General features: G+C 71.3%; 21 protein-coding genes. 11 read left to right on the forward strand and 10 right to left on the reverse strand.

The window, feature by feature from the left end:
- Positions 1–41: 41 nt before the first annotated feature.
- Entirely contained in the window at positions 42–905 is an 864-nt protein-coding gene (locus ACIF6F_RS15120) for a serine/arginine repetitive matrix protein 2 (protein WP_399946281.1), read from the forward strand.
- 130 nt (positions 906–1,035) lie between these two features.
- Here ACIF6F_RS15120 and ACIF6F_RS15125 read toward each other — a convergent pair whose 3' ends face one another.
- Entirely contained in the window at positions 1,036–1,884 is an 849-nt protein-coding gene (locus ACIF6F_RS15125) for a DMT family transporter (protein ID WP_399946284.1), read from the reverse strand.
- Positions 1,885–1,992: 108 nt separating this feature from the next.
- Here ACIF6F_RS15125 and ACIF6F_RS15130 point away from each other — a divergent pair, with 108 nt between their 5' ends.
- The gene (locus ACIF6F_RS15130; RefSeq protein WP_399946286.1) at positions 1,993–2,301 is read left to right on the forward strand and encodes a hypothetical protein; all 309 of its coding nucleotides are present in this window, start codon (positions 1,993–1,995) and stop codon (positions 2,299–2,301) included.
- A gap of 8 nt (positions 2,302–2,309) precedes the next feature.
- Positions 2,310–3,494, forward strand: a complete 1,185-nt coding sequence (locus ACIF6F_RS15135; RefSeq protein ID WP_399946289.1) for a glutathionylspermidine synthase family protein — start codon at positions 2,310–2,312, stop codon at positions 3,492–3,494.
- 77 nt (positions 3,495–3,571) lie between these two features.
- On the opposite strand, the gene rocD is transcribed toward ACIF6F_RS15135, so the two are convergent.
- Positions 3,572–4,774, reverse strand: coding sequence for an ornithine--oxo-acid transaminase (gene rocD, locus ACIF6F_RS15140; RefSeq protein ID WP_399946292.1), 1,203 nt, complete (start codon positions 4,772–4,774; stop codon positions 3,572–3,574).
- Positions 4,775–5,011: 237 nt separating this feature from the next.
- Between rocD and glyA the strand changes: the two genes are divergently transcribed.
- From glyA to ACIF6F_RS15160, 4 genes are all read left to right on the forward strand, one after another.
- Positions 5,012–6,289 (forward strand): serine hydroxymethyltransferase, encoded by a 1,278-nt coding sequence (gene glyA / locus ACIF6F_RS15145; protein WP_399946294.1) that lies wholly within the window; start codon positions 5,012–5,014, stop codon positions 6,287–6,289.
- 404 nt (positions 6,290–6,693) lie between these two features.
- A complete protein-coding gene (gene trpS, locus ACIF6F_RS15150) occupies positions 6,694–7,707 on the forward strand; it encodes a tryptophan--tRNA ligase (RefSeq protein ID WP_399946297.1) in 1,014 nt (337 codons plus the stop codon).
- A gap of 136 nt (positions 7,708–7,843) precedes the next feature.
- Entirely contained in the window at positions 7,844–8,425 is a 582-nt protein-coding gene (locus ACIF6F_RS15155; protein WP_399946300.1) for a 2'-5' RNA ligase family protein, read from the forward strand.
- Between the two features lie 185 nt (positions 8,426–8,610).
- Positions 8,611–9,690 carry a YihY/virulence factor BrkB family protein gene (locus ACIF6F_RS15160; protein ID WP_399946303.1) on the forward strand — a complete coding sequence of 360 codons (1,080 nt, stop codon included), beginning with the start codon at positions 8,611–8,613 and terminating at the stop codon, positions 9,688–9,690.
- Here the strand turns inward: ACIF6F_RS15160 and ACIF6F_RS15165 are convergent.
- A complete protein-coding gene (locus ACIF6F_RS15165; protein WP_399946306.1) occupies positions 9,641–10,867 on the reverse strand; it encodes a D-alanyl-D-alanine carboxypeptidase family protein in 1,227 nt (408 codons plus the stop codon). The genes ACIF6F_RS15160 and ACIF6F_RS15165 overlap by 50 nt on opposite strands.
- A gap of 121 nt (positions 10,868–10,988) precedes the next feature.
- On the opposite strand from ACIF6F_RS15165, the gene ACIF6F_RS15170 reads away from it, so the two are divergent.
- From ACIF6F_RS15170 to ACIF6F_RS15180, 3 genes are all read left to right on the forward strand, one after another.
- Entirely contained in the window at positions 10,989–11,234 is a 246-nt protein-coding gene (locus tag ACIF6F_RS15170; RefSeq protein ID WP_399946309.1) for an SCO4848 family membrane protein, read from the forward strand.
- Positions 11,231–12,544, forward strand: a complete 1,314-nt coding sequence (locus ACIF6F_RS15175) for a metallophosphoesterase (RefSeq protein WP_399946311.1) — start codon at positions 11,231–11,233, stop codon at positions 12,542–12,544. The genes ACIF6F_RS15170 and ACIF6F_RS15175 overlap by 4 nt, the downstream gene beginning before the upstream one ends.
- 126 nt (positions 12,545–12,670) lie before the next feature.
- Positions 12,671–14,224, forward strand: a complete 1,554-nt coding sequence (locus ACIF6F_RS15180) for an ABC transporter substrate-binding protein (protein WP_399946314.1) — start codon at positions 12,671–12,673, stop codon at positions 14,222–14,224.
- A gap of 7 nt (positions 14,225–14,231) precedes the next feature.
- Here the strand turns inward: ACIF6F_RS15180 and ACIF6F_RS15185 are convergent, their stop codons facing one another.
- Genes ACIF6F_RS15185 through ACIF6F_RS15195 form a run of 3 tightly spaced genes read right to left on the reverse strand, consistent with a single transcriptional unit; the run spans position 14,232 to position 15,763 of the window.
- Positions 14,232–14,945: a TetR family transcriptional regulator gene (locus tag ACIF6F_RS15185; protein WP_399946316.1), complete on the reverse strand. Its 714-nt coding sequence runs from the start codon at positions 14,943–14,945 to the stop codon at positions 14,232–14,234.
- Between the two features lie 11 nt (positions 14,946–14,956).
- Positions 14,957–15,340, reverse strand: a complete 384-nt coding sequence (locus ACIF6F_RS15190; protein ID WP_399946319.1) for a thiol-disulfide oxidoreductase DCC family protein — start codon at positions 15,338–15,340, stop codon at positions 14,957–14,959.
- Positions 15,341–15,358: 18 nt separating this feature from the next.
- Positions 15,359–15,763 carry a hypothetical protein gene (locus ACIF6F_RS15195; protein WP_399946322.1) on the reverse strand — a complete coding sequence of 135 codons (405 nt, stop codon included), beginning with the start codon at positions 15,761–15,763 and terminating at the stop codon, positions 15,359–15,361.
- A 195-nt stretch (positions 15,764–15,958) separates the two neighbouring features.
- Here ACIF6F_RS15195 and ACIF6F_RS15200 point away from each other — a divergent pair, with 195 nt between their 5' ends.
- Positions 15,959–16,531, forward strand: coding sequence for a hypothetical protein (locus ACIF6F_RS15200; protein ID WP_399946324.1), 573 nt, complete (start codon positions 15,959–15,961; stop codon positions 16,529–16,531).
- Between the two features lie 66 nt (positions 16,532–16,597).
- On the opposite strand, the gene ACIF6F_RS15205 is transcribed toward ACIF6F_RS15200, so the two are convergent.
- The 4 genes from ACIF6F_RS15205 to ACIF6F_RS15220 all read right to left on the reverse strand — a co-directional run bounded on the left by ACIF6F_RS15205 (position 16,598) and on the right by ACIF6F_RS15220 (position 20,376).
- Entirely contained in the window at positions 16,598–17,206 is a 609-nt protein-coding gene (locus ACIF6F_RS15205; protein ID WP_399946326.1) for a Uma2 family endonuclease, read from the reverse strand.
- Positions 17,207–17,357: 151 nt separating this feature from the next.
- Positions 17,358–18,116 carry a succinate dehydrogenase iron-sulfur subunit gene (locus ACIF6F_RS15210; protein ID WP_399946329.1) on the reverse strand — a complete coding sequence of 253 codons (759 nt, stop codon included), beginning with the start codon at positions 18,114–18,116 and terminating at the stop codon, positions 17,358–17,360.
- Positions 18,116–19,870, reverse strand: coding sequence for a succinate dehydrogenase flavoprotein subunit (sdhA, locus tag ACIF6F_RS15215; RefSeq protein ID WP_399946331.1), 1,755 nt, complete (start codon positions 19,868–19,870; stop codon positions 18,116–18,118). The genes ACIF6F_RS15210 and sdhA overlap by 1 nt, the downstream gene beginning before the upstream one ends.
- A gap of 26 nt (positions 19,871–19,896) precedes the next feature.
- On the reverse strand, positions 19,897–20,376 hold the full coding sequence (locus tag ACIF6F_RS15220; protein WP_399946334.1) for a succinate dehydrogenase hydrophobic membrane anchor subunit: 480 nt from the start codon (positions 20,374–20,376) through the stop codon (positions 19,897–19,899).

Below are 20,376 nucleotides of genomic sequence, written 5' to 3' on the forward strand. Positions count from 1 at the left end.
GGCAGGCGGCGGGGCACGGCGGGGGTGTCGGGTTCGGGCCGGTGGCCGGGGGCGGGCCCGCGTACGACCCGCTCGGCGGGGCCGCTTCGGTGGCCGACGCCGAGACGCGGGCGGCGGGGGCGTGGCCCGGCCACCCCGGTTCCGGCGCCCTGCCCGCGCTGCCGCCGCACCCGTCCGTGCCGCCCCGGTACGGGCCCACCGGCGGGCCCTTCGTACCGCCCCCGCCTCCGCCGCCGCCCCGGCCCGCCGGCCAGGGCTGGCTGACCCCGCTGACCGCCGGCGTCGCGGTGGCGGCCCTCGCGGCCGGGGCGGCGGTCGTGTGGTTCGTACAGCGCGGCGACGGGGCGCCCGCCCCGCGCCCCAGCACCACCCTGTCCTCCGCACCCGTCAGCCCGACGGAAGCCACGGGGGAGGCCTCTCCGACGCCCTCCGACCCGCCGTCGGACCAGGCTTCGCCCTCTCCCTCGCCCTCCGCCCCGGCGGGGTACCGCGTGGTGGACGACCCGGCCGGCTTCCGCATCGCCGTCCCGGAGGGCTGGCGGCGGGAGGAGCTGAAGGCCGGCGTCTTCTACCGCTCCGCCGACCGGACCTCCCTCGTGCAGGTGTTCCGCGTGAACGAGCCCGGCATGACCCCGCTCGAAGCGGTACAGGGCGCGTCCGAACAGCTCTCCGCCAACCCGGGCTTCACGCAGATCGAGATCGGCGACCGCGGCGACGGTTCGGCCGAGCTGGTCTACGAGTACGACAGCGCCGAGACCGGCAGCCGCCGGCGCGGCGTCGAGCGGGTCCTGACCACCCCGGACGGGCGGATGTACGCCGTCCTGGTCGCGGCCCCCGCGAGCGAGTGGCCGGTGCACCGCGAGGTCCAGGCGGCCGCCCTGAAGGACTTCGCCCCCACCTCCTGACGGCCCGCCGGAGCGCGGGGTCCGGGCCTCGGCCCCTGCCCCGCGCCCCGCGCCCGCCGAGCCGGTACCGGGTGCACGGCCGGACCCGGAGCCGCCGGCCGTGCACCCGGTACCGGCGCCCCGCAGCCCCTCACCCCGCCCCCGCGGCCTCCGGTTCCCCCTCCGGTTCCGGCTCCGGCGGTTCGCCGAAGCGGGCCAGGGCCAGGGCGCCCGAGACGGCGACCGCGAAGCCCAGTACGGCCAGCCAGGTCAGGCCCTCACGCGGCTCGTCGCCGAGGCAGACCACGCCCACCACCGACGGCCCGATGGTCTCGCCCAGCACCAGCCCGGCCGTGGCGGTGGTGACCGAACCGCGCTGGAGGGCCGAGGTCAGCAGCAGGAAGCCGGCCGCCCCGCCCAGCAGCAGCGCGTACAGGGCGGGGCTGGTGAGCGCCGACCACCCGTCGACCAGCCGCACCGCGACCTCGACCACTCCGAAGCCGGTGCCCGAGGCCAGACCCAGTACGAGCGCCCGCGGCCGGTCCGGCAGGCGCCCGGCGGCAGCGCCCAGCACCAGCACCGCCACCGCCGCGGCCAGCAGGGCCCATTCCAGGGCGGGGGTGCCGGGCCGGTCGCCCTCCGGCCCCGAGGACAGGCCCAGCATCGCCAGCCCGGCGCACACCATCCCGACGGCGGCCCACTCGGTCCGCGTCAGCCGTGTGTGCATCAGCCGGGCCGCCACCACCGCCGTGACGGCCAGGCTGGAGGCGAGGGCCGCGCCCACGGCGTAGATGGGGATGGACCGCAGGGCGATGATCTGGAGCACGAAGCCGAGCCCGTCCAGGCCCAGACCGGCGAGATACCGCCACTGCCGCAGCACGCGCAGCATCAGCGCCGGATCCACTCCCGAACCCGTTCCCGGCCCGGTGGCACGAGCCGCGACCGCCTGAAGGACGGAGGCCGTGCCGAAGCAGACCGCCGAACCGAGGGCGCAAAGCATCCCAATGAGCACAAAGAGACCTTAGTGCAGCACCTGCGCACCGGCCGGATTCCATCGGTCCCCGGACGGTTCTACCCTGTGGGCGAGACACCCCAGGGGGAGGACAGGATGGACAGCAAGAACAGCCGGCGGATGCGCTCCGGCGCCGTCGTGCTCGGCGGCATGGGCCTGCTCGCGGCGACTCTGGTCGCCTGCGGCTCGGACTCGGACCCGGACCGCCGCTGCGCCGACCGGAAGACGCTCAAGGTGCTGCCCGGCAAGGAGTGCAAGAAGGGCGGCAGCGGCTCGTACTACTACGGCGGCAGCACGAAGAGCGGCAAGCTGAGCGGCGGCAGCTTCGACAAGTCCGCGGTCACCCGCGGCGGCATCGGCAAGTCCGGCGGCGGCTCCGGCAAGTCCGGCTCCAGCGGAGGCTGAACCGTACCGTGGAGCGCCACCGCATCACCCCGCGTCCCGACTGGCAGCGGATCGTGGAGGAGCAGGGTCTGATCTACCCGCTCACCCGCCAGCCCGACGGCTCGCTCACGCCCTACTGGGACGAGAGCGCGTACTACTCCTTCAGCCTCCCCGAGGTCGAGGCCCTGGAGGAGTCCGTCGAGGAACTGCACGCCATGTGCCTGAGGGCGGCGGAGCACATCGTCGAACAGGATCGTTTCGCCGACCTGGGGATCACCGATCCCCGGCTGCGGGACCTGATCGCGGAGTCGTGGCGGCGGCGCGCCGAACTCCCGTCGCTGTACGGGCGGTTCGACCTGCGCTACGACGGCACCGGACCCGCCAGGATGCTGGAGTACAACGCCGACACCCCCACCTCGCTGGTGGAGGCGGCGAGCCCCCAGTGGTTCTGGATGGAGGACCGCTTCCCGGGCGCCGACCAGTGGAACTCGCTGCACGAGCGGCTGGTCGACGCCTGGCGGCGCCAGGCCGAGCTGCTCCCGCCCGGGCCGGTGCACTTCGCGCACTCCGAGACCGACGAGCTCGGCGAGGACCTGATGACGGTCGCGTACCTGCGCGAGACCGCCGAGCAGGCCGGGCTGGTCACCAAGGCCCTCTCGGTGGAGCGGATCGGCTGGGACCGGCTCAGCGGCCGGTTCGTCGACGAGCAGCTGGCGTTCATCCGCAGCTGCTTCAAGCTCTACCCCTGGGAGTGGCTGGCCACCGACGCCTTCGGCCCCCAGGTGCTGGACACCCTGGACAACGGCGGCGGCTCGGGCACCACCTGCTGGATCGAGCCGGCCTGGAAGATGCTGCTGTCCAACAAGGCGCTGCTGGCGGTGCTGTGGGAGCTGTTCCCCGGCCACCCGAACCTGCTCCCGGCCTACCTCGACGGCCCGCGCGAGCTGGCGTCGACGACCGGGTACGTGTCCAAGCCGCTGCTGGGCCGGGAGGGCGCCGGGGTCTCCGTGCACGAGCCGGGCGCCGAGCCCGTCGTACGCGAGGACGAGCCCTGCGTCTACCAGGAGCTGGCGGCGCTGCCCGACTTCGACGGCAACCGCACCGTGCTGGGCGCGTGGGTGGTCGAGGACGAGGCCGCGGGGCTCGGCATCCGGGAGTCCGCGGGGCTGGTGACGGACGAGTACGCCCGCTTCCTGCCCCACGTCATCCGCTGAACCGGCGATCCGCTGAACCGGCGCGCGGCCGGGCCCGCCGGCCAACCGGCACCGGGCCCGGCCGCGCTCCGTATGGCTCAGGCCAGGACCGCCCGCAGCTGGTCCAGGCCCCAGTCCAGGTCCTCCTTGGCGATCACCAGCGGCGGGGCGATCCGGATGGTCGACCCGTGCGTGTCCTTGACCAGTACGCCCCGCTCCATCAGCCGCTCGGAGACCTCGCGCCCGGTGCCGTGCCCGGGGGCGATGTCCACGCCCGCCCAGAGGCCCCGGCCGCGCACCTCGGTCACCGCGCCCCCGCCCACCAGCAGGTTCAGCTCGCGGTGCAGGTGGTCGCCCAGCTCCGTGGCGCGCTGCTGGTACTCGCCCGTGCGCAGCATCGCGATGACCTCCAGCGCCACGGCGCAGGCCAGCGGGTTGCCGCCGAAGGTCGAGCCGTGCTCGCCCGGCCGGAAGACCCCCAGCACGTCCCGGTCGGCGACCACCGCCGAGACCGGGATCACGCCGCCGCCGAGCGCCTTGCCCAGCACGTAGACGTCCGGGACCACGTCCTCGTGCTCGCAGGCGAAGGTCTTCCCGGTGCGGCCGAGGCCGGACTGGATCTCGTCCGCCATGAACAGCACGTTCTTGCGCCGCGTCAGTTCCCGCACCCCCGCCAGGTATCCGGACGGCGGCACGAGGACGCCCGCCTCGCCCTGGATGGGTTCGAGGAGCACCGCCACGGTGTGCGCGGTGACGGCCGCGTCGAGCGCGGTCAGGTCGCCGTACGGGACGATCTCGAAGCCGGGGGTGTAGGGGCCGTAGTGGTCGCGGGCCTCGTGGTCGGTGGAGAACGACACGATGGTCGTGGTGCGGCCGTGGAAGTTGTTCGCCGCCACCACGATCTTGGCGTGGCCGTCCGGGACGCCCTTCACCTCGTAGCCCCACTTGCGGGCGGTCTTGACGGCCGTCTCGACCGCCTCGGCCCCCGTGTTCATCGGCAGGACCATCTCCTTGCCGCACAGCGCCGCGAGTTCGGTACAGAAGTCGGCGAAGCGGTCGTGGTGGAAGGCCCGCGAGGTGAGCGTCACCCGCTCCAGCTGCGCTCTGGCCGCGTCGAGCAGACGGCGGTTGCCGTGCCCGAAGTTGAGCGCGGAGTAGCCCGCGAGCATGTCGAGGAACCTGCGCCCCTCGACGTCCGTCATCCACGCGCCCTCGGCCGAGGCCACGACGACGGGCAGCGGGTGGTAGTTGTGCGCACTGTGCGCCTCGGCGGAGCGGATGGCGTCTGCTGTAGTCGACACGGGGTCTCCGTTCGTCCTGCTGCGGGTGAGGGGGGTGGGCCTCCTTTCTTATCGTCGCTCGGATGCTGGACGAAGAAACCTTGGAGCGCGTCGTGCCCGCTAGGCTGTGCGCACGCGCGGCGACTGGCGTACGGAGAAGGAACTCCGGGGGAGCCGTGCGCGTACGACCGCACCAGCGGGCCGCTCGCCTGGGCCGCCGCGGGGACGAACCGCCATCGACCCCACGGAGGAGCGCCCATGAGCACGCGCCACCCCGCACTCGCCGCCACCGACCCCGCCCTGGCCGCCCTGGTCGGCGCCGAGGAGCGGCTGCAGGCCGAGACCCTGCGTCTGATCCCCAGCGAGAACTACGTGTCCGCGGCCGTTCTGGAGGCCTCCGGCACGGTCCTCCAGAACAAGTACAGCGAGGGCTACCCGGGCCGCCGCTACTACGAGGGCCAGCAGAACATCGACCAGGTCGAGTCCCTGGCCATCGAGCGCGCCAAGGCCGTCTTCGGCGTGGACCACGCCAACGTCCAGCCGTACTCCGGCTCGCCCGCGAACCTCGCCGTCTACCTCGCCTTCGCGCAGCCCGGCGACACCGTGATGGGCATGGCGCTGCCGATGGGCGGCCACCTGACGCACGGCTGGGGCGTCTCGGCCACCGGCTCCTGGTTCCGGGGCGTGCAGTACGGCGTGCGCGCCACCGCGAATCCCGAAACGAATGGTCTGATCGACTTCGACCAGGTGCGGGAGATCGCGCTCAAGGAGCGGCCGAAGGTGATCTTCTGCGGCGGTACCGCGCTGCCCCGCACGATCGACTTCGCCGCGTTCGCGGAGATCGCGAAGGAGGCGGGCTCGGTGCTGGTCGCCGACGTCGCGCACATCGCGGGCCTCATCGCCGGTGGCGCGCACCCGTCGCCCGTACCGCACGTGGACGTCGTCTCCACGACCACCCACAAGACGCTTCGCGGCCCGCGCGGCGCCATGCTGATGTGCCGCGAGGAGCACGCGAAGGCGATCGACAAGGCCGTCTTCCCGGGCCTCCAGGGCGGCCCGCACAACCAGACCACCGCGGGCATCGCGGTCGCGCTCCACGAGGCGTCGCAGCCGGCCTTCCGGGAGTACGCGGCCCAGGTGGTCGCCAACGCCAAGGCGCTGGCCGCGGGGCTGCTGGAGCGGGGCTTCGACCTGGTCTCCGGCGGTACGGACAACCACCTGATCCTGATGGACCTCACGCCGAAGTCCGTGCCGGGCAAGGTGGCGGCCAAGGCCCTGGACCGGGCGGGGATCGTGGTCAACTACAACACGGTGCCGTATGACCCGCGGAAGCCGTTCGACCCGTCCGGGGTGCGGATCGGTACGCCCTCGCTCACGTCGCGGGGTCTGACCCCGGACCACATGCCGCTGGTGGCGGAGTGGATCGACCGGGGCGTGGCGGCGGCGGCGAAGTCCGACGAGGAGGCCCTGTCGGCGGTCCGCGCCGAGGTGGCGGACCTGATGTCGGCCTTCCCGGCCCCGGGCCTCCCCGCCTGACGCCCTTCGCGAAGCCGTTCCCCCACCCCGCGCCTCAAACGCCGGCGAGCCATGTCCAGCCCCTCCGGCGTTTGAGGAGCGGGGGTCCGGGGGCGGAGCCCCGGGAAACGGAGAAAGGGCGGGCGTAGGGGAACAGCCCCGCAGGGCAACGGCCCGCACCCGGCACGGGACCCGCACCCGGCACGGGACCGGCACGGGACCCGCACCCGGCACGGGACCGGCACGGGACCCGCACCCGGCACGGGGCCGGCATCGGGTGGCGGGATCCGGACGAGTCGCGGAGCCACGGGTACCGTTCCGTCCCCGGACCGCGGATGTGATCCCCGCCTCACCCGGCCGCCGGGCCGGCGGGGATCAGGCCACGGACGGCCGAAGACCCGCGCCGCACCTGAGAGAATGGCTCCATGCCCTTCGACCGTCCTCGCGCGCTCTCCGGTATCCAGCCCACCTCCGGTTCGTTCCACCTCGGGAACTACCTCGGTGCCATCCGCCAGTACGTCGCCCTGCAGGAGTCGCACGACGCCTTCTACATGGTCGTCGACCTGCACGCGATCACCGTTCCGCAGGATCCCGCGGCCCTGCGCGAGAACACCCGGCTCTCCGTCGCGCAGCTGCTCGCGGCCGGCCTCGACCCGGACCGCTGCACCCTCTTCGTGCAGAGCCACGTCCCCGAGCACGCGCAGCTCGGCTGGGTGATGAACTGCCTGACCGGCTTCGGCGAGGCCAGCCGGATGACCCAGTTCAAGGACAAGTCGGCGAAGCAGGGCGCGGGCAACGCCACCGTCGGCCTCTTCACGTACCCGATCCTCCAGGTCGCGGACATCCTGCTGTACCAGGCGGACGCCGTCCCCGTCGGCGAGGACCAGCGCCAGCACATCGAGCTGACCCGCGACCTCGCGGAGCGGTTCAACCAGCGCTTCGGCCAGACCTTCACCATCCCGGCCGCGCACATCGTCAAGGAGGTCGCGAAGATCTACGACCTCCAGGACCCGACGGCGAAGATGAGCAAGTCCACCGCCAACCCCAAGGGTCTGATCAACCTCCTCGACGAGCCCAAGGCCACCGCGAAGAAGATCAAGAGCGCGGTCACCGACACCGACACGGTGATCCGCTTCGACGCGGAGCAGAAGCCCGGCATCAGCAACCTGCTGACCATCTACTCCACGCTCACGGACACCCCCGTGGCCGAGCTGGAACAGAAGTACGAGGGCAAGGGCTACGGCGCGCTGAAGACGGAGCTGGCCGAGGTCGTGGTCGACTTCGTCACACCCTTCAAGCAGCGCACGCAGGAATACCTGGACGACCCGGAGACGCTGGACTCGATCCTGGCCAAGGGCGCCGAGAAGGCCCGCGCAGTCGCCGCGGAGACGCTCGCGCAGGCCTACGACCGGCTCGGGTTCCTCCCGGCGAAGCACTGATACAGCCCTGGTACGCCAGTGGGACAGCACTGGCGACCAAGGCCCCTGGCCGGATCGGGGGTGCTGGCCCCACACTGGGGTCGGCACACCCCGCGGCCCACAGGCCGCACACCGCAGACGATCACGAGGAGACCACGTGGGGACCGTAACGCTCGGCGTTTCGATCGCGGTCCCGGAGCCGTACGGCAGCCTGCTCCAGGAGCGGCGCGCCGGCTTCGGGGACGCCGCCGCGCACGGCATCCCCACGCACATCACCCTCGTGCCGCCCACCGAGGTCGAGGCGGACCGGCTGGCGGAGATCCGGGCGCACCTGTCCGAGGTGGCCGCCGCGGGCCGTCCCTTCGTGGTGCGGCTGGCCGGCACGGGCACCTTCCGCCCGCTCTCGCCGGTGGTCTTCGTCAAGGTCGTCGAGGGCGGCGAGGCCTGCGCCCGGATCCAGGGCGAGGTCCGGGACCCGGACGGCCCGCTCCGGCGGGACCTGCAGTTCCCGTACCACCCGCACGTGACCGTGGCGCACGGCATCGCCGAGGAGGCGATGGACCGGGCCTACGGGGAACTCGCCGACTTCGAGGCCGAGTGGGTCTCCACCGGCTTCGCGCTGTACGAGCAGGGCTCGGACGGCGTCTGGCGCAAGCTGCGGGAGTACCCCTTCGGCAGCGGCGCGACCGGCGTGCCCGCGCAGTGCGCTCACCGGGACGAGCCGACGCTCCAGGCGTAGCCGTAGAACCTGCGAGCGCGGAACTTCAGGCTCCGCAGCACCAGGGAACGGAACGGGCGCGTGCTGTCGGTGGTGGTCATGGCACCGAACGTATCCGCCCCAAGTGACGATTCGGGTGATTTCGCACGACGGGCCGGTGATCACCCTTCGTTCTTTTTCCGTGCCCCCGCCCCTACGGTGAGCGCATGGACTGGCTGAGGAACCTTCCCGTCGTCGGGCCGGCGGCCGGCCGCCTCATGCGGACGCACGCGTGGCGTTCGTACGAGCGGCTCGACCGGGTCCACTGGACCCGCCTCGCCGCGGCGATCACCTTCATCAGCTTCCTCGCGCTCTTCCCGCTGATCACCGTCGCGGCCGCGGTGGGCGCGGCCCTGCTCAGCGACGACCAGCTGGACGAGCTGGAGAAGAGCCTCTCCGAGCAGGTGCCCGGCATCTCCGAGCAGCTCAACATCGGCGGACTGGTCGACAACGCCGGCACGGTCGGACTCGTCGCGGGCGCGCTGCTGCTCTTCACCGGCATCGGCTGGGTCGGCTCGATGCGGGACTGCCTCCGGGCGGTCTGGGAGCAGGACGACGAGGACGAGGGCAACCCGGTCGTCCGCAAGGGCAAGGACGGGCTGGTGCTGCTGGGGCTGGGCGCCGCGGGCCTCGTCTCGGCCGCCGCGTCGGTCTTCGGGTCCAGCGCCGTGGGCAGGACCGCCGAGTGGCTGGGCGTGCCCCAGGGCGGCGTGGGCGGGGTGGTGCTGCGGGCCGCCGCCTTCCTGGTGGGCGTGCTGGCGGCCTTCCTGCTGCTGCTCTACGTGCTGACGCTGCTGCCCGGCGTGCAGCCGCCGCGCCGCCGCCTGGTCGTGGCCGCGCTGATCTTCGCGGTGGGCTTCGAACTGCTGAAGCTGCTGCTGAGCGGCTACTTCCAGGGGGTCGCGACCAAGAGCATGTACGGGGCCTTCGGTGTGCCCGTCGCCCTGCTGCTGTGGATCAACTTCACCGCGAAGCTGCTCCTGTACTGCTCGGCCTGGACGGCCACGGGCCCCGCGGAGGCCGCAGAGGCTCCAGGGGCGTCAGAGGCCCCGGGGGAGCCGGAGGCGTCCGGGGCCCCCGAGGACGGCGCGGAGCGGTCCGGGGGGCCCGCGGGGGCCCGTACGGAGCCGGACCCGGGCAGCCGTGGGGAGGCGGACCCGGGCGACCGTACGGAGCCGGACCCGGGCGGCGATCCGGTCAGGCGTCGGGGCGAGGGTCCCGACGGCGGCGCGGCCAGCGGCGGTTGACGAGGAAGGCGCCGCCCGCCAGCACGGCCAGCGCGCCGCCGGTCACCGCCGCCGCCGTGCCCATGCCGCCGGGGGTCTCCGCCTCGACGGCCGCCGGCTTGGACTCGTGGCTCTGCGCGGGGGAGCCGAGGTTGGTGGTGTCGGCGCTCTTCGGCGGGACCAGCTCGCCGACCGGGGTGACCTTTCCGGCGGCCGAGAAGCCCCAGTCCAGCAGGGCGGCGGTCTCCTCGTAGACGGTGTTGCCGCCGCCCTCGCTCGGGTTCATCACCGTGACCAGCAGCTTCCTGTCGCCGCGCTGCGCCACGCCGGTGAAGGTGGAGCCGGCCATGGTGGTGTTGCCGTTCTTGACGCCCGCGATGCCCTGGTACGGGGTCATGCCGTGCGCACCGGTCATCAGCCGGTTGGTGTTCTGGATCTCATAGCTCGCGCGGGGCTTGCCCGGCTTCTGCTCGCCGGGGAACTTCGCGGTCGCCGTCGCGCAGTACTCGCGGAAGTCCTTCTTCTGCATCCCGGAACGGGCGAACAGCGTGAGGTCGTACGCGCTGGAGACCTGGCCGGGGGCGTCGTACCCGTCGGGCGAGACCACCTGGGTGTCCAGGGCCTGGAGCTCCTCGGCGTGCGCCTGCATGTCGGAGACCGTCTTCTCGATCCCGCCGTTCATCGCGGACAGGACGTGCACCGCGTCGTTCCCCGACATCAGGAACACCCCGAGCCACAGGTCGTGGACCGAGTACTCCAGGTCCTCCTTGAGCCCGACCGTGCTGCTGCCCGGACCCACCTTGGCCAGCTCCTGTTCGGTGACCTTGTGCATCTGCTCCTTGGGCAGGCTGGGCAGCACGGTGTCCGCGAAGAGCATCTTCAGCGTGGAGGCCGGAGGCAGCCGCCAGTGCGCGTTGTGCGCGGCGAGCACCTCGCCCGACTCCGCGTCGGCGACGATCCAGGACCGGCCCGACAGCTGCTTGGGCAGCGCGGGCGCGCCCGGCCCGAGCTGCACCTGGGTGCCCGGCTTGCCCAGCAGGGTCCCGCCCACCGTGGACATCGAGGCGGGGGGAGCGGGCTGCAGCTTTCCCTGGCCCTTGCTGCCGGGCTTGTCGTCGGCGAGGGCGGGACCCGCGGTGAGGGCGGGCAGCAGCAGCGCGGCGGAAAGGACCGTCAGCGCGGTCTTCTTGGCAGACACGCAGGTGAAAGTACATGCAGTCCGCGTGCTTGCCGACCCGCTCGGTCCAAACCGCCGGAACTGCCGCCGGGACAGCCCACCCCGACGCCGCCGTCCTGGGGACGGAGCCGATACTGGGCCCATGAGACTGAGCCGAGCCGCCTCCTGGTTCCTGCTCGCCTTCGGGGCGTGGAGCTGGGTCATCTGGATCACCTTCGTCAAGAACCTGTGGAAGGACGGCAGTGGCCTCGCCTTCGACGACGCGGGTGACCCGACCGGCTACTTCTGGGTCCACCTGGTGCTGGCCATCACGTCGTTTCTCCTGGGGACGGGCGTCGGTCTGATCGGGTTGCGCGGCGTCCGTGCTCTGCGGCGTGAATCACGATGACGGTCCTCGTGTTCGTCCTCGTCGCGCTGGCCGTCCTGGCGCTCCTGGCGCTGGTGCACCGCTGGCTGTGGATCCGCCTGGTCCGTGACACGGGCCTCACGGGATGGGCACGCCGTACGGGCACGGCCGCCTTCATCGCGCTGCCGCTGCTCTCCGTGGCGGCGCTGACCGCGGGCCGCGCCGGAGCCCCCTTCCTGCTCCAGCAGGTCGTCTCCTGGCCGGGTTACCTCTGGCTGGCGGTCCTGCTGTACCTGACGCTGGCCATGCTGGCGCTGGAGCCGGTACGGGCGGTCTGGCTCCGCCGGTTGCGGGCGGCGTCCCCCGCGCCCGCAACCGCCCCCGCCCCCGCCCCCGAGCCGGTCCGGGTGCCGGACACGGCACCGGACCCCCAGTCCCGCCCCGCGTCCCGCCCCGAGTCCCGCCCCGAACCCGACCGCGAGCCAGCCCCGGCGGCGTCCGAGGGCACCGCGAGCGGCGCGACCGGCACCACCCGCTGGGTGTTCGTGGCCCGGACACTGGGCGGCGTGGCCGCGGCGGCGGCCCTCGCGACCGTCGGCCAGGGCACGTACGGCGTGCTGCGCGGCCCCCGCGTCAAGCGGGTCACCGTCCCGCTGGCCCGGCTGCCCCGCGCCCAGCACGGCTTCCGCATCGCCGTCGTCAGCGACGTCCACCTCGGGCCGGTGCTCGGCCGGGCCCACACCCAGCGCATCGTCGACACCATCAATTCCACCCAGCCCGACCTCGTCGCGGTCGTCGGCGACCTGGTGGACGGCGACGTCGCCGACCTCGGTCCCGCGGCCGAGCCCCTGGCCCGGATCCGCTCCCGGCACGGCAGCTTCTTCGTCACCGGCAACCACGAGTACTTCTCGGGCGCCCAGCAGTGGGTCGACCACGTCCGCGAACTCGGCCTGCACCCCCTGGAGAACGCCCGCACCGAAATGCCCGGCTTCGACCTCGCCGGGGTCAACGACGTGGCCGGCGAGCGGGAGGGCCACGGCCCCGACTTCGCCAAGGCCCTCGGCGACCGGGACCGTGCCCGGGCCTCGGTGCTGCTGGCCCACCAGCCGGTCGTCATCCACGACGCCGTCCGGTACGGCGTGGACCTTCAGCTGTCCGGGCACACCCACGGCGGCCAGATGTGGCCGGGGGAGTACCTCGCGGATCTGGCCAACCCGACGGTGGCCGGTCTGGAGCGGTACGGCGACACACAGTTGTACGTGTCGCGCGGCGCCGGTGCCTGGGGCCCGCCGGTTCGTGTCGGTGCGCCCTCGGACATCACCGTCGTAGAGCTTGCGTCTTATCAGACGTAATCTGCCGGAACCTGTGCCGACACGCCCTTCCACTTGTGAAATTTCCGTGATTGAGTGAGCGGCGTTTGCAGGAGCCGACGGCAATAGGGGGCCGCCGGCTCGGTGGGGCATGGAGGATTTCGCGTCATGCGACGTGTGGCTATTGGGGCCCTCGCGGCCGGATCTGTTTTGTTGGTCGCGGGCGTGGGGGCTTGGCAACTCCTGCCCTCAGACGGGAGCAAAAAGGACGCGATCGTGGTCGGGACGACCGACGTCGTGTCCAATCTCGACCCCGCCGGCGCCTATGACGCCGGCTCGTGGGCGCTGTACAGCAACGTGTACCAGTCGCTGCTGACCATCAAGAGCGGCGCGGACCAGCCGGTCCCGGACGCGGCCAGCTCGTGCAAGTTCATCGGCACGAAGCTCACCACCTACCAGTGCGAGCTCCGCCCCGGCGTCACCTTCTCCAACGGTCGCGAGGTGACGGCGGAGGACGTGAAGTTCTCCTTCGACCGCATCAAGGCGATCGCCTCGGACCAGGGTCCGCTGCCGCTGCTCAACACGCTGAAGTCGGTGACGGCGCAGGGCCGTACGGTCACCTTCAACCTCAGCGCCCGGGACGCCACCTTCCCGTTCAAGATCGCGACCGGTGCCGGTTCGATCGTGGACAAGGAGAAGTACCCGGCGAAGTCGCTGCGCACCGGCGGCGCCCTCGACGGCTCGGGCCCGTACGTGCTCAAGGCCTCCACCAAGGGCCAGATCGAGCTGACGCCCAACGAGTCCTACAAGGGCGACGCCAAGCAGCCGTCCGTCCCGGTCACCATCAAGTACTACGAGGACTCCGACGAGCTCAACGATGCCTGGGAGTCGCGGGACGTCGACGTGGCCCACCGCGAGCTGCCGCCCAAGGTGCTGGCCGGCCTCAACCCGGGCATGAAGGACACGCGTTACCACGAGTCCGGCGGCTCCGAGATCCGCTCGATGGTGTTCAACGTCCGCAAGAAGTCCGCGTTCGCGGACCGCGAGGTGCGGCAGGCCGTCGCGGCCGTCATCGACCGCAACAAGCTGGCCAGCCTGACCTTCGAGGGCACCGTCCAGCCGCTGTACTCGCTGATCCCGAAGGGCATCGGCGGCCACACCACGCCGTTCTACGACACCTGGCCGCAGCCCAGCACGGCCACCGCCAAGGCCCTGCTGAAGGACGCGGGCGTGGACACGCCCGTCTCCTTCACGCTCGGCATCAACAAGCGCGGCGCGAACGTGGCCGAGGCCGAGGAGATCAAGCAGCAGCTGGAGGAGACCGGGCTGTTCAAGGTCACCGTCGACGTCCAGCCCGACTGGACGGCCTTCCAGAAGAAGTACGCGGCCGGCGGCTTCGACGCGTACACCATCGGCTGGATCGCGGACTTCCCGGACCCGGACAACTTCACCGCCCCGCTCGTCGGCGCCGACTCCAGCATGAACAACGGCTTCTCGGACCCCGCCGTCCAGCAGCTGATCACGCGCACCCAGTCCTACAGCGACCGCGGCATGGCCGCGAACGACTTCCGCGAGCTGCAGCGGCTGATCGCGCAGAAGGTCCCCATGATGCCGATCTGGCAGAAGAAGGACTACGTGATCAGCCGCGACGCGGTGACCGGTGCCCAGAACCTCTCCGACGGCACCGGGGTGTGGCGCCTGTGGGACCTGAACTGGCTCTGACCGGCCCTCAGTCCTTCGCGGACCCCTTCCGGGCGGTGGCGGCCTGCGCCATCCCCGGGAGGAAGTCCGTGAAGAGCTCGTGCACTTCCCGCACCAGCGGCCGCAGTACCCGGAAGCGGGCCAGCACGATGCCGCGGGTGGTGAGCTGGGCGCCGCGCTGGGCGAGCCTGCGGGTCCGCTCGCTGTTCTCGGACCGGTCGAAGACCCAGTAGAGGACCAGGCCCATCTGCGAGAGCCACATCAGCTCGGGCAGTACGTCGGCCAGTTCCTCGGGCACCTTGGTCTTCGCGCCCGCCAGCACCTCCCGGTGCATGTCGATCGCCTGCTTGCGGGCGGGCTCCGACTCCGGGGAGAAGGGGCTGAGCGGACTCTCCGGGTCCGCGGCGTTCTTGAAGAACTGCGCCGCGAACTCGTGGTACGGCGCCGCGATGTCGAGCCAGGAGGTCAGCACCCCGGTGAGCCGGGTCTGCAGGTCCGTCTCCTGCTCCAGGATCGGCCGGACCGCCGCCTGGTGCTCGGCGCCGATCCGGTCGTAGAACCCCTGGACCAGGTGCTCCTTGGACTCGAAGTAGTAGTACGCGTTGCCGACGGAGACCCCGGCCTCCTTGGCGATGGCCCGCATGGTCGTCTTGTCGTAACCGCGCTCCTGGAAGAGCCGGAGCGCGGTCTCCAGGATGAGCGTGCGGGTCTGCTCGCTCTTGGCGGGCTTTGCTTCAGTCACGGTGTCCGAGCCTATCCGGGTACCGCGCACCGATCATCACAGCGCGTCGTGCTTTCCCGCACCTTGGCCGCGGCGAGCATCGTGGCGCGGGCGAAGGGCATGCCGGCCGGGGTGGCCAGCCAGCGGGCCCGGGGCCGGTGTTCGGCCAGGGCCCACAGGCACATGATGAAGGCGTGGGTGCCGGTGTAGACGGCTCCCTGGTCGCTGACCACCGTGATCTCGCGGAGCGTCGACTCGTGGTCGAGCTGCGGGAAGCGGCGCCTGGCCTCGAAGGAGGCGGCCGGCACCAGGGCCAGCGGGACCAGGCGGCGCTGGCCGAGCAGCCAGTTGCGCAGGTGCACGCAGAGCGGGCACTGGGCGTCGTAGAGGACCGTCAGGTTCCGTACGGGCCTCACCCGGGCCGCGGTCACGGCTCAGGCCCCGGCCGGAGCGGTCCAGCCCTGCGGCTGCACCGGCGGGGTGTTGTCCCGCTCCATGATCCCGCGGCGGCGCATCTTGTTGAGCACCCAGACGTTGCCGAGGTGCATCACGCCGAGGACGAGCAGGACGACTCCGAGCTTGGCCGAGAGCGCCTCGAAGAGGCGGGCCGCGTCGGGGATGTCCTCCGCGGCCTTGAGGTAGAGGCTGACGAAGCCGAGGTTGACCAGGTAGAAGCCGACCACCAGCAGGTGGTTCACGGCGTCCGCGAGCTTCTCGTTGCCCTGGAGCACGTCGGCGATGAAGATCCTGCCATTGCGGCTGAGCGTGCGTGCCACCCAGACGGTGAGCCCGACGCTGATGAGCAGGTAGGCGATGTAGGCGACCACAGTGAGGTCCATGACCCCACCCCCCTCTTGAACGTGTTCAAAGTGCTTGCAGGAAGGACTCTAGCCCCGTCTTTGAACACGTTCAAGCCCGGAGTTGAACATGTTCAGGGGAGGGGGTCGCAGAAGGGGCGGAACCGGGATGCATATGATCAACCCGCCTCGCGCGCCGACCACGCGCGGGTCGACCGTCCACACCCTGGGGGAACCATGAACCTTCGCCGTGCCTTCGCGGGCCTCGCCGTGCCCGCCCTGCTCCTCGGCGCGCCCGGTGCGGCCGGCGCCGCCGCCGCGCCCGAGCCGCCCGCCGACCCCTTCGCGGCCTGCACCGCGCACGACGCCTACCCGAAGACCCGGATGACCACCGAGCTGGTGGGCCTGCCCGAGGAGGTGCCCGCCGGCACCTGGACCCCGTTCACCTTCCGGGTGACGAACACCTCCGCCGGCAGGCTGAAGGCGGTGGGCGTACAGGTGGACGCCGGCGCCACGCAGTACAGCCCGGTCCGCGAGCAGCGGAAGACCGTCGTGCAGTGGTGGGACGGGACGGCCCGCCGCTGGCAGCCGCTGACCATCAGCCACCTGGCCTTCCAGGCGGTGCCGGTTTCCGTGAAGGCGGGTGCCGTCAAGGACGTCAGGATGCGCATCAAGGTCGCCGGCGGGGCCGGTGAGGGCCTCGGCGAGGCCATCGAGGCGGGCCGCTACATCACCTCGGGCAACACCTGCGGGTACGCCAACACCATGCACCTCTACACCTTCACGGTCCCGCCGAAGCCGGCGGCCTGACGGTCAGGCGGAAGGCCCCGCCCCCGGTGGACCGGGGGCGGGGCCTTCGCGTTGGGTCAGGGGCCGCTACGTGGCGCGCGGGGTCGCGGCCCGCAGGATCTCCCCGACGTCGAGGGTGACCTTGGCGCCGATCGACTCCGGCAGGGTGACCAGCTCGCCGGGGGCGTGGACGCGGTGGGTGCCGTACCCGTCGGCGACCGGATCGGTCAGCACGTGCAGGCGGTTGTGCCTGCGGTCGACGATCACGTAGACGGGGACCTTGGCGTTGCCGTAGGCGCGGACCTTGCCGCGCAGGTCGTTCTCGTAGTTGCTCGACGTCACTTCGAGGACGAGCCGGAAGACCGCGGGGTCGTAGCAGTTGTTCTCGATGAGGTGCTCGTCGAAGTCCGCATCGACGATGCACAGGTCGGGGATGGCGTAGTCCGACGGCCCGGCGGGCAGCCAGAGGCCGATGGCCTGGACCACCTCGGACTCGCCGTCGTCCAGGCCCTCGTTCAGGAAGGGGCGCATGAGCTTGGTCAGACCCCTGGCGTGGGCGCCGTCCGCTGGTGGGCTCACGACGATGACCCCTCCGATGATCTCGACGCGGTAGCCGGGAAGCCGCTCCATGATTCGGTTCGCCTCATGGAGCAGGGACCGGTCGCCGTAGGGCTGCTCAGCGGGTGCTGCGGACATCACGTGCCTCCCGTGGGCTGCTGTCGAGAGCATCATCGTAGGACGGGGAGGGGCCAGAGGCCGGATGCGGTGCCCTCACCCGAACGGGCGAGGGCCCCGCACCCGGCCTGAAGCCGGGTGCGGGGCCCTCGTACGAGCGGGACCGGGAAGGTCAGAAGCGGCGCGTGATCAGCGCGCGCTTGACTTCCTGGATCGCCTTGGTGATCTCGATGCCGCGCGGGCACGCGTCGGTGCAGTTGAAGGTCGTGCGGCAGCGCCACACGCCGTCCTTGTCGTTCAGGATCTCCAGGCGCTGCTCACCCGCCTCGTCACGCGAGTCGAAGATGAAGCGGTGCGCGTTGACGATCGCCGCCGGGCCGAAGTACTGGCCGTCGTTCCAGAACACCGGGCACGAGGACGTGCACGCGGCGCACAGGATGCACTTGGTGGTGTCGTCGAAGCGCTCGCGGTCCTCGGCGGACTGCAGGCGCTCGCGCGTCGGCTCGTTGCCCTTGGTGACCAGGAACGGCATGACGTCGCGGTAGGCCTGGAAGAAGGGCTCCATGTCGACCACGAGGTCCTTCATCACCGTCAGGCCCTTGATGGCCTCGACCGTGATCGGCTTCTCCGGGTTGATGTCCTTGATCAGCGTCTTGCAGGCGAGCCTGTTCTTGCCGTTGATCCGCATCGCGTCGGAGCCGCAGATGCCGTGCGCGCACGAGCGGCGGAAGGTCAGCGTGCCGTCGAGCTCCCACTTGATCTTGTGGAGGCCGTCGAGCACCCGCTCCTTCGGGTCGATCTCGATCTGGAAGTCCTGCCACTCCGCCTCGGCCGAGACCTCGGGGTTGTAGCGGCGGATCCGGAAGGTGACCGTGATGTACGGGGAGGCGGCGGACTCCGCCTCAACCTTGTCCAGGGTCGGGGTAGCCATCAGTACTTACGCTCCATCGGCTGGTAGCGGGTGGTGACGACCGGCTTGTAGTCGAGGCGGACCGAGTCCGTGCCGTCGTCGCCGACCTCGCGGTACGCCATGGTGTGGCGCATGAAGTTGACGTCGTCGCGGTTCGGGTAGTCCTCGCGGTAGTGGCCACCGCGGGACTCCTTGCGGGCCAGGGCGGACACGGCCATGACCTCGGCCAGGTCGAGCAGGTTGCCCAGCTCGATGGCCTCCAGCAGGTCCGTGTTGAACCGCTTGCCCTTGTCCTGGATCGAGACGTTCTTGTACCGCTCGCGCAGCTCGGCGACCTTCTCGACCGCGGTCTTGATGGTCTGCTCGGTGCGGAACACGGACACGTTCGCGTCCATCGTCTCCTGGAGCTCGTTGCGCAGGTCGGCGACCCGCTCGTGGCCCGTGGAGGAGCGCAGCCGCTCGACGAGGTCGACCACGAGCTGGGCCGGGTTCTCCGGCAGCTCCACGTAGTCGTTCTCGGCGGCGTACTTCGCGGCGGCGATGCCGGAGCGCTTGCCGAACACGTTGATGTCCAGCAGCGAGTTGGTGCCCAGGCGGTTGGCGCCGTGCACCGACACGCAGGCCACCTCGCCGGCGGCGTACAGGCCCGGGACGACCGTGGTGTTGTCCGAGAGGACCTCACCCTGGACGTTGGTCGGCAGGCCGCCCATGGCGTAGTGCGCGGTGGGCTGGATCGGGATCGGGTCCGTGTACGGCTCGATGCCGAGGTACGTACGCGCGAACTCGGTGATGTCCGGGAGCTTGGCGTCCAGCTGCTCCGGCGGGAGGTGCGTCAGGTCCAGGTAGACGTGGTCGCCCTCGGGACCGCAGCCGCGGCCCTCGCGGATCTCCGTGTAGATGGAGCGCGAGACGACGTCACGGGACGCGAGGTCCTTCATGACCGGCGCGTACTTCTCCATGAAGCGCTCGCCGTCCTTGTTGCGGAGGATGCCGCCCTCACCGCGGGCGCCCTCCGTCAGCAGGATGCCCATGCGCCAGATGCCCGTCGGGTGGAACTGGAAGAACTCCATGTCCTCCAGCGGCAGGCCGCGCCGGTAGCAGGCCGCCTGGCCGTCACCGGTGAGGGTGTGCGCGTTGGAGGTCACCTTGAAGAACTTGCCGTTGCCGCCGGAGGCGTAGATGACGGCCTTCGCCTGGAAGACGTGGATCTCGCCGGTGGCCAGCTCGTACGCGACCACGCCGGCCGAGTGCTTGACGCCGTCGACCTCGGTGATCAGCTGGTCCAGGACGTAGAACTCGTTGAAGAACTCCACGCCCTCCTTGACGCAGTTCTGGTACAGAGTCTGGAGGATCATGTGGCCGGTGCGGTCCGCGGCGTAGCAGGACCGGCGGACCGGCGCCTCGCCGTGGGCGCGGGAGTGACCGCCGAAGCGGCGCTGGTCGATCATGCCGTCCGGGGTGCGGTTGAACGGCAGGCCCATCTTCTCCAGGTCGAGGACCGCGTCGATGGCCTCCTTCGCCAGGATCTCGGCGGCGTCCTGGTCGACCAGGTAGTCACCGCCCTTCACCGTGTCGAAGGTGTGCCACTCCCAGTTGTCCTCCTCCACGTTCGCCAGCGCGGCGGCCATGCCGCCCTGCGCGGCGCCCGTGTGGGAGCGGGTGGGGTAGAGCTTCGTCAGCACGGCGGTGCGGCTGCGCTTGGTGGCCTCGATGGCGGCGCGCATGCCGGCGCCGCCGGCGCCGACGATGACGGTGTCGTACTTGTGGATCTTCATGAGATTTTTCGCCTCAGCCCCGTTGCCTAGCGGATGTTCGGGTCGAAGGTGAAGATCACCAGCGTGCCCAGAAGGATGGTGAACACCGTGGCGGTGTAGAGCAGGCCCTTCAGCCACAGCCGCGTGTTGGCGCGCTCCGCGTAGTCGTTGATGACGGTACGCAGGCCGTTCGCGCCGTGCAGCATCGCCAGCCACAGCATCAGCAGGTCCCAGACCTGCCAGAACGGCGAGGCCCAGCGGCCCGCGACGAACGCGAAGCCGATCTTCGAGACGCCGCCGTCGAGCACCAGCTGGATCAGCAGGTGGCCGATGACCAGGACGACCAGGACGATGCCCGAGAGGCGCATGAAGAGCCACGCGGCCATCTCGAAGTTGCCGCGGGTCGCGCGGGGCGTCTTGGACGTGCGCTTGCGCGGGGCCTCGATGTACGGGGCCGGGTTCTCGGCGTCGTACAGGCCCACGGCCTCGACGTCACCGAGCGCGGAAGAAGAGGTGTCAGCAGACAT

The sequence above is a fragment of the Streptomyces sp. NPDC086023 genome (assembly GCF_044540325.1).
GTDB lineage: Bacteria > Actinomycetota > Actinomycetes > Streptomycetales > Streptomycetaceae > Streptomyces.

Bases quoted from the DNA above. Each gene is read 5' to 3' on its own strand.
- ACIF6F_RS15125 (WP_399946284.1), bottom strand. From the start codon at position 1,884: ATGCTTTGCGCCCTCGGTTCGGCGGTCTGCTTCGGCACGGCCTCCGTC.
- ACIF6F_RS15130 (WP_399946286.1), top strand. From the start codon at position 1,993: ATGGACAGCAAGAACAGCCGGCGGATGCGCTCCGGCGCCGTCGTGCTC.
- glyA (WP_399946294.1), top strand. From the start codon at position 5,012: ATGAGCACGCGCCACCCCGCACTCGCCGCCACCGACCCCGCCCTGGCC.
- trpS (WP_399946297.1), top strand. From the start codon at position 6,694: ATGCCCTTCGACCGTCCTCGCGCGCTCTCCGGTATCCAGCCCACCTCC.
- ACIF6F_RS15160 (WP_399946303.1), top strand. From the start codon at position 8,611: ATGGACTGGCTGAGGAACCTTCCCGTCGTCGGGCCGGCGGCCGGCCGC.
- ACIF6F_RS15170 (WP_399946309.1), top strand. From the start codon at position 10,989: ATGAGACTGAGCCGAGCCGCCTCCTGGTTCCTGCTCGCCTTCGGGGCG.
- ACIF6F_RS15175 (WP_399946311.1), top strand. From the start codon at position 11,231: ATGACGGTCCTCGTGTTCGTCCTCGTCGCGCTGGCCGTCCTGGCGCTC.
- ACIF6F_RS15180 (WP_399946314.1), top strand. From the start codon at position 12,671: ATGCGACGTGTGGCTATTGGGGCCCTCGCGGCCGGATCTGTTTTGTTG.
- ACIF6F_RS15195 (WP_399946322.1), bottom strand. From the start codon at position 15,763: ATGGACCTCACTGTGGTCGCCTACATCGCCTACCTGCTCATCAGCGTC.
- ACIF6F_RS15200 (WP_399946324.1), top strand. From the start codon at position 15,959: ATGAACCTTCGCCGTGCCTTCGCGGGCCTCGCCGTGCCCGCCCTGCTC.
- ACIF6F_RS15205 (WP_399946326.1), bottom strand. From the start codon at position 17,206: ATGTCCGCAGCACCCGCTGAGCAGCCCTACGGCGACCGGTCCCTGCTC.
- ACIF6F_RS15210 (WP_399946329.1), bottom strand. From the start codon at position 18,116: ATGGCTACCCCGACCCTGGACAAGGTTGAGGCGGAGTCCGCCGCCTCC.
- sdhA (WP_399946331.1), bottom strand. From the start codon at position 19,870: ATGAAGATCCACAAGTACGACACCGTCATCGTCGGCGCCGGCGGCGCC.
- ACIF6F_RS15220 (WP_399946334.1), bottom strand. From the start codon at position 20,376: ATGTCTGCTGACACCTCTTCTTCCGCGCTCGGTGACGTCGAGGCCGTG.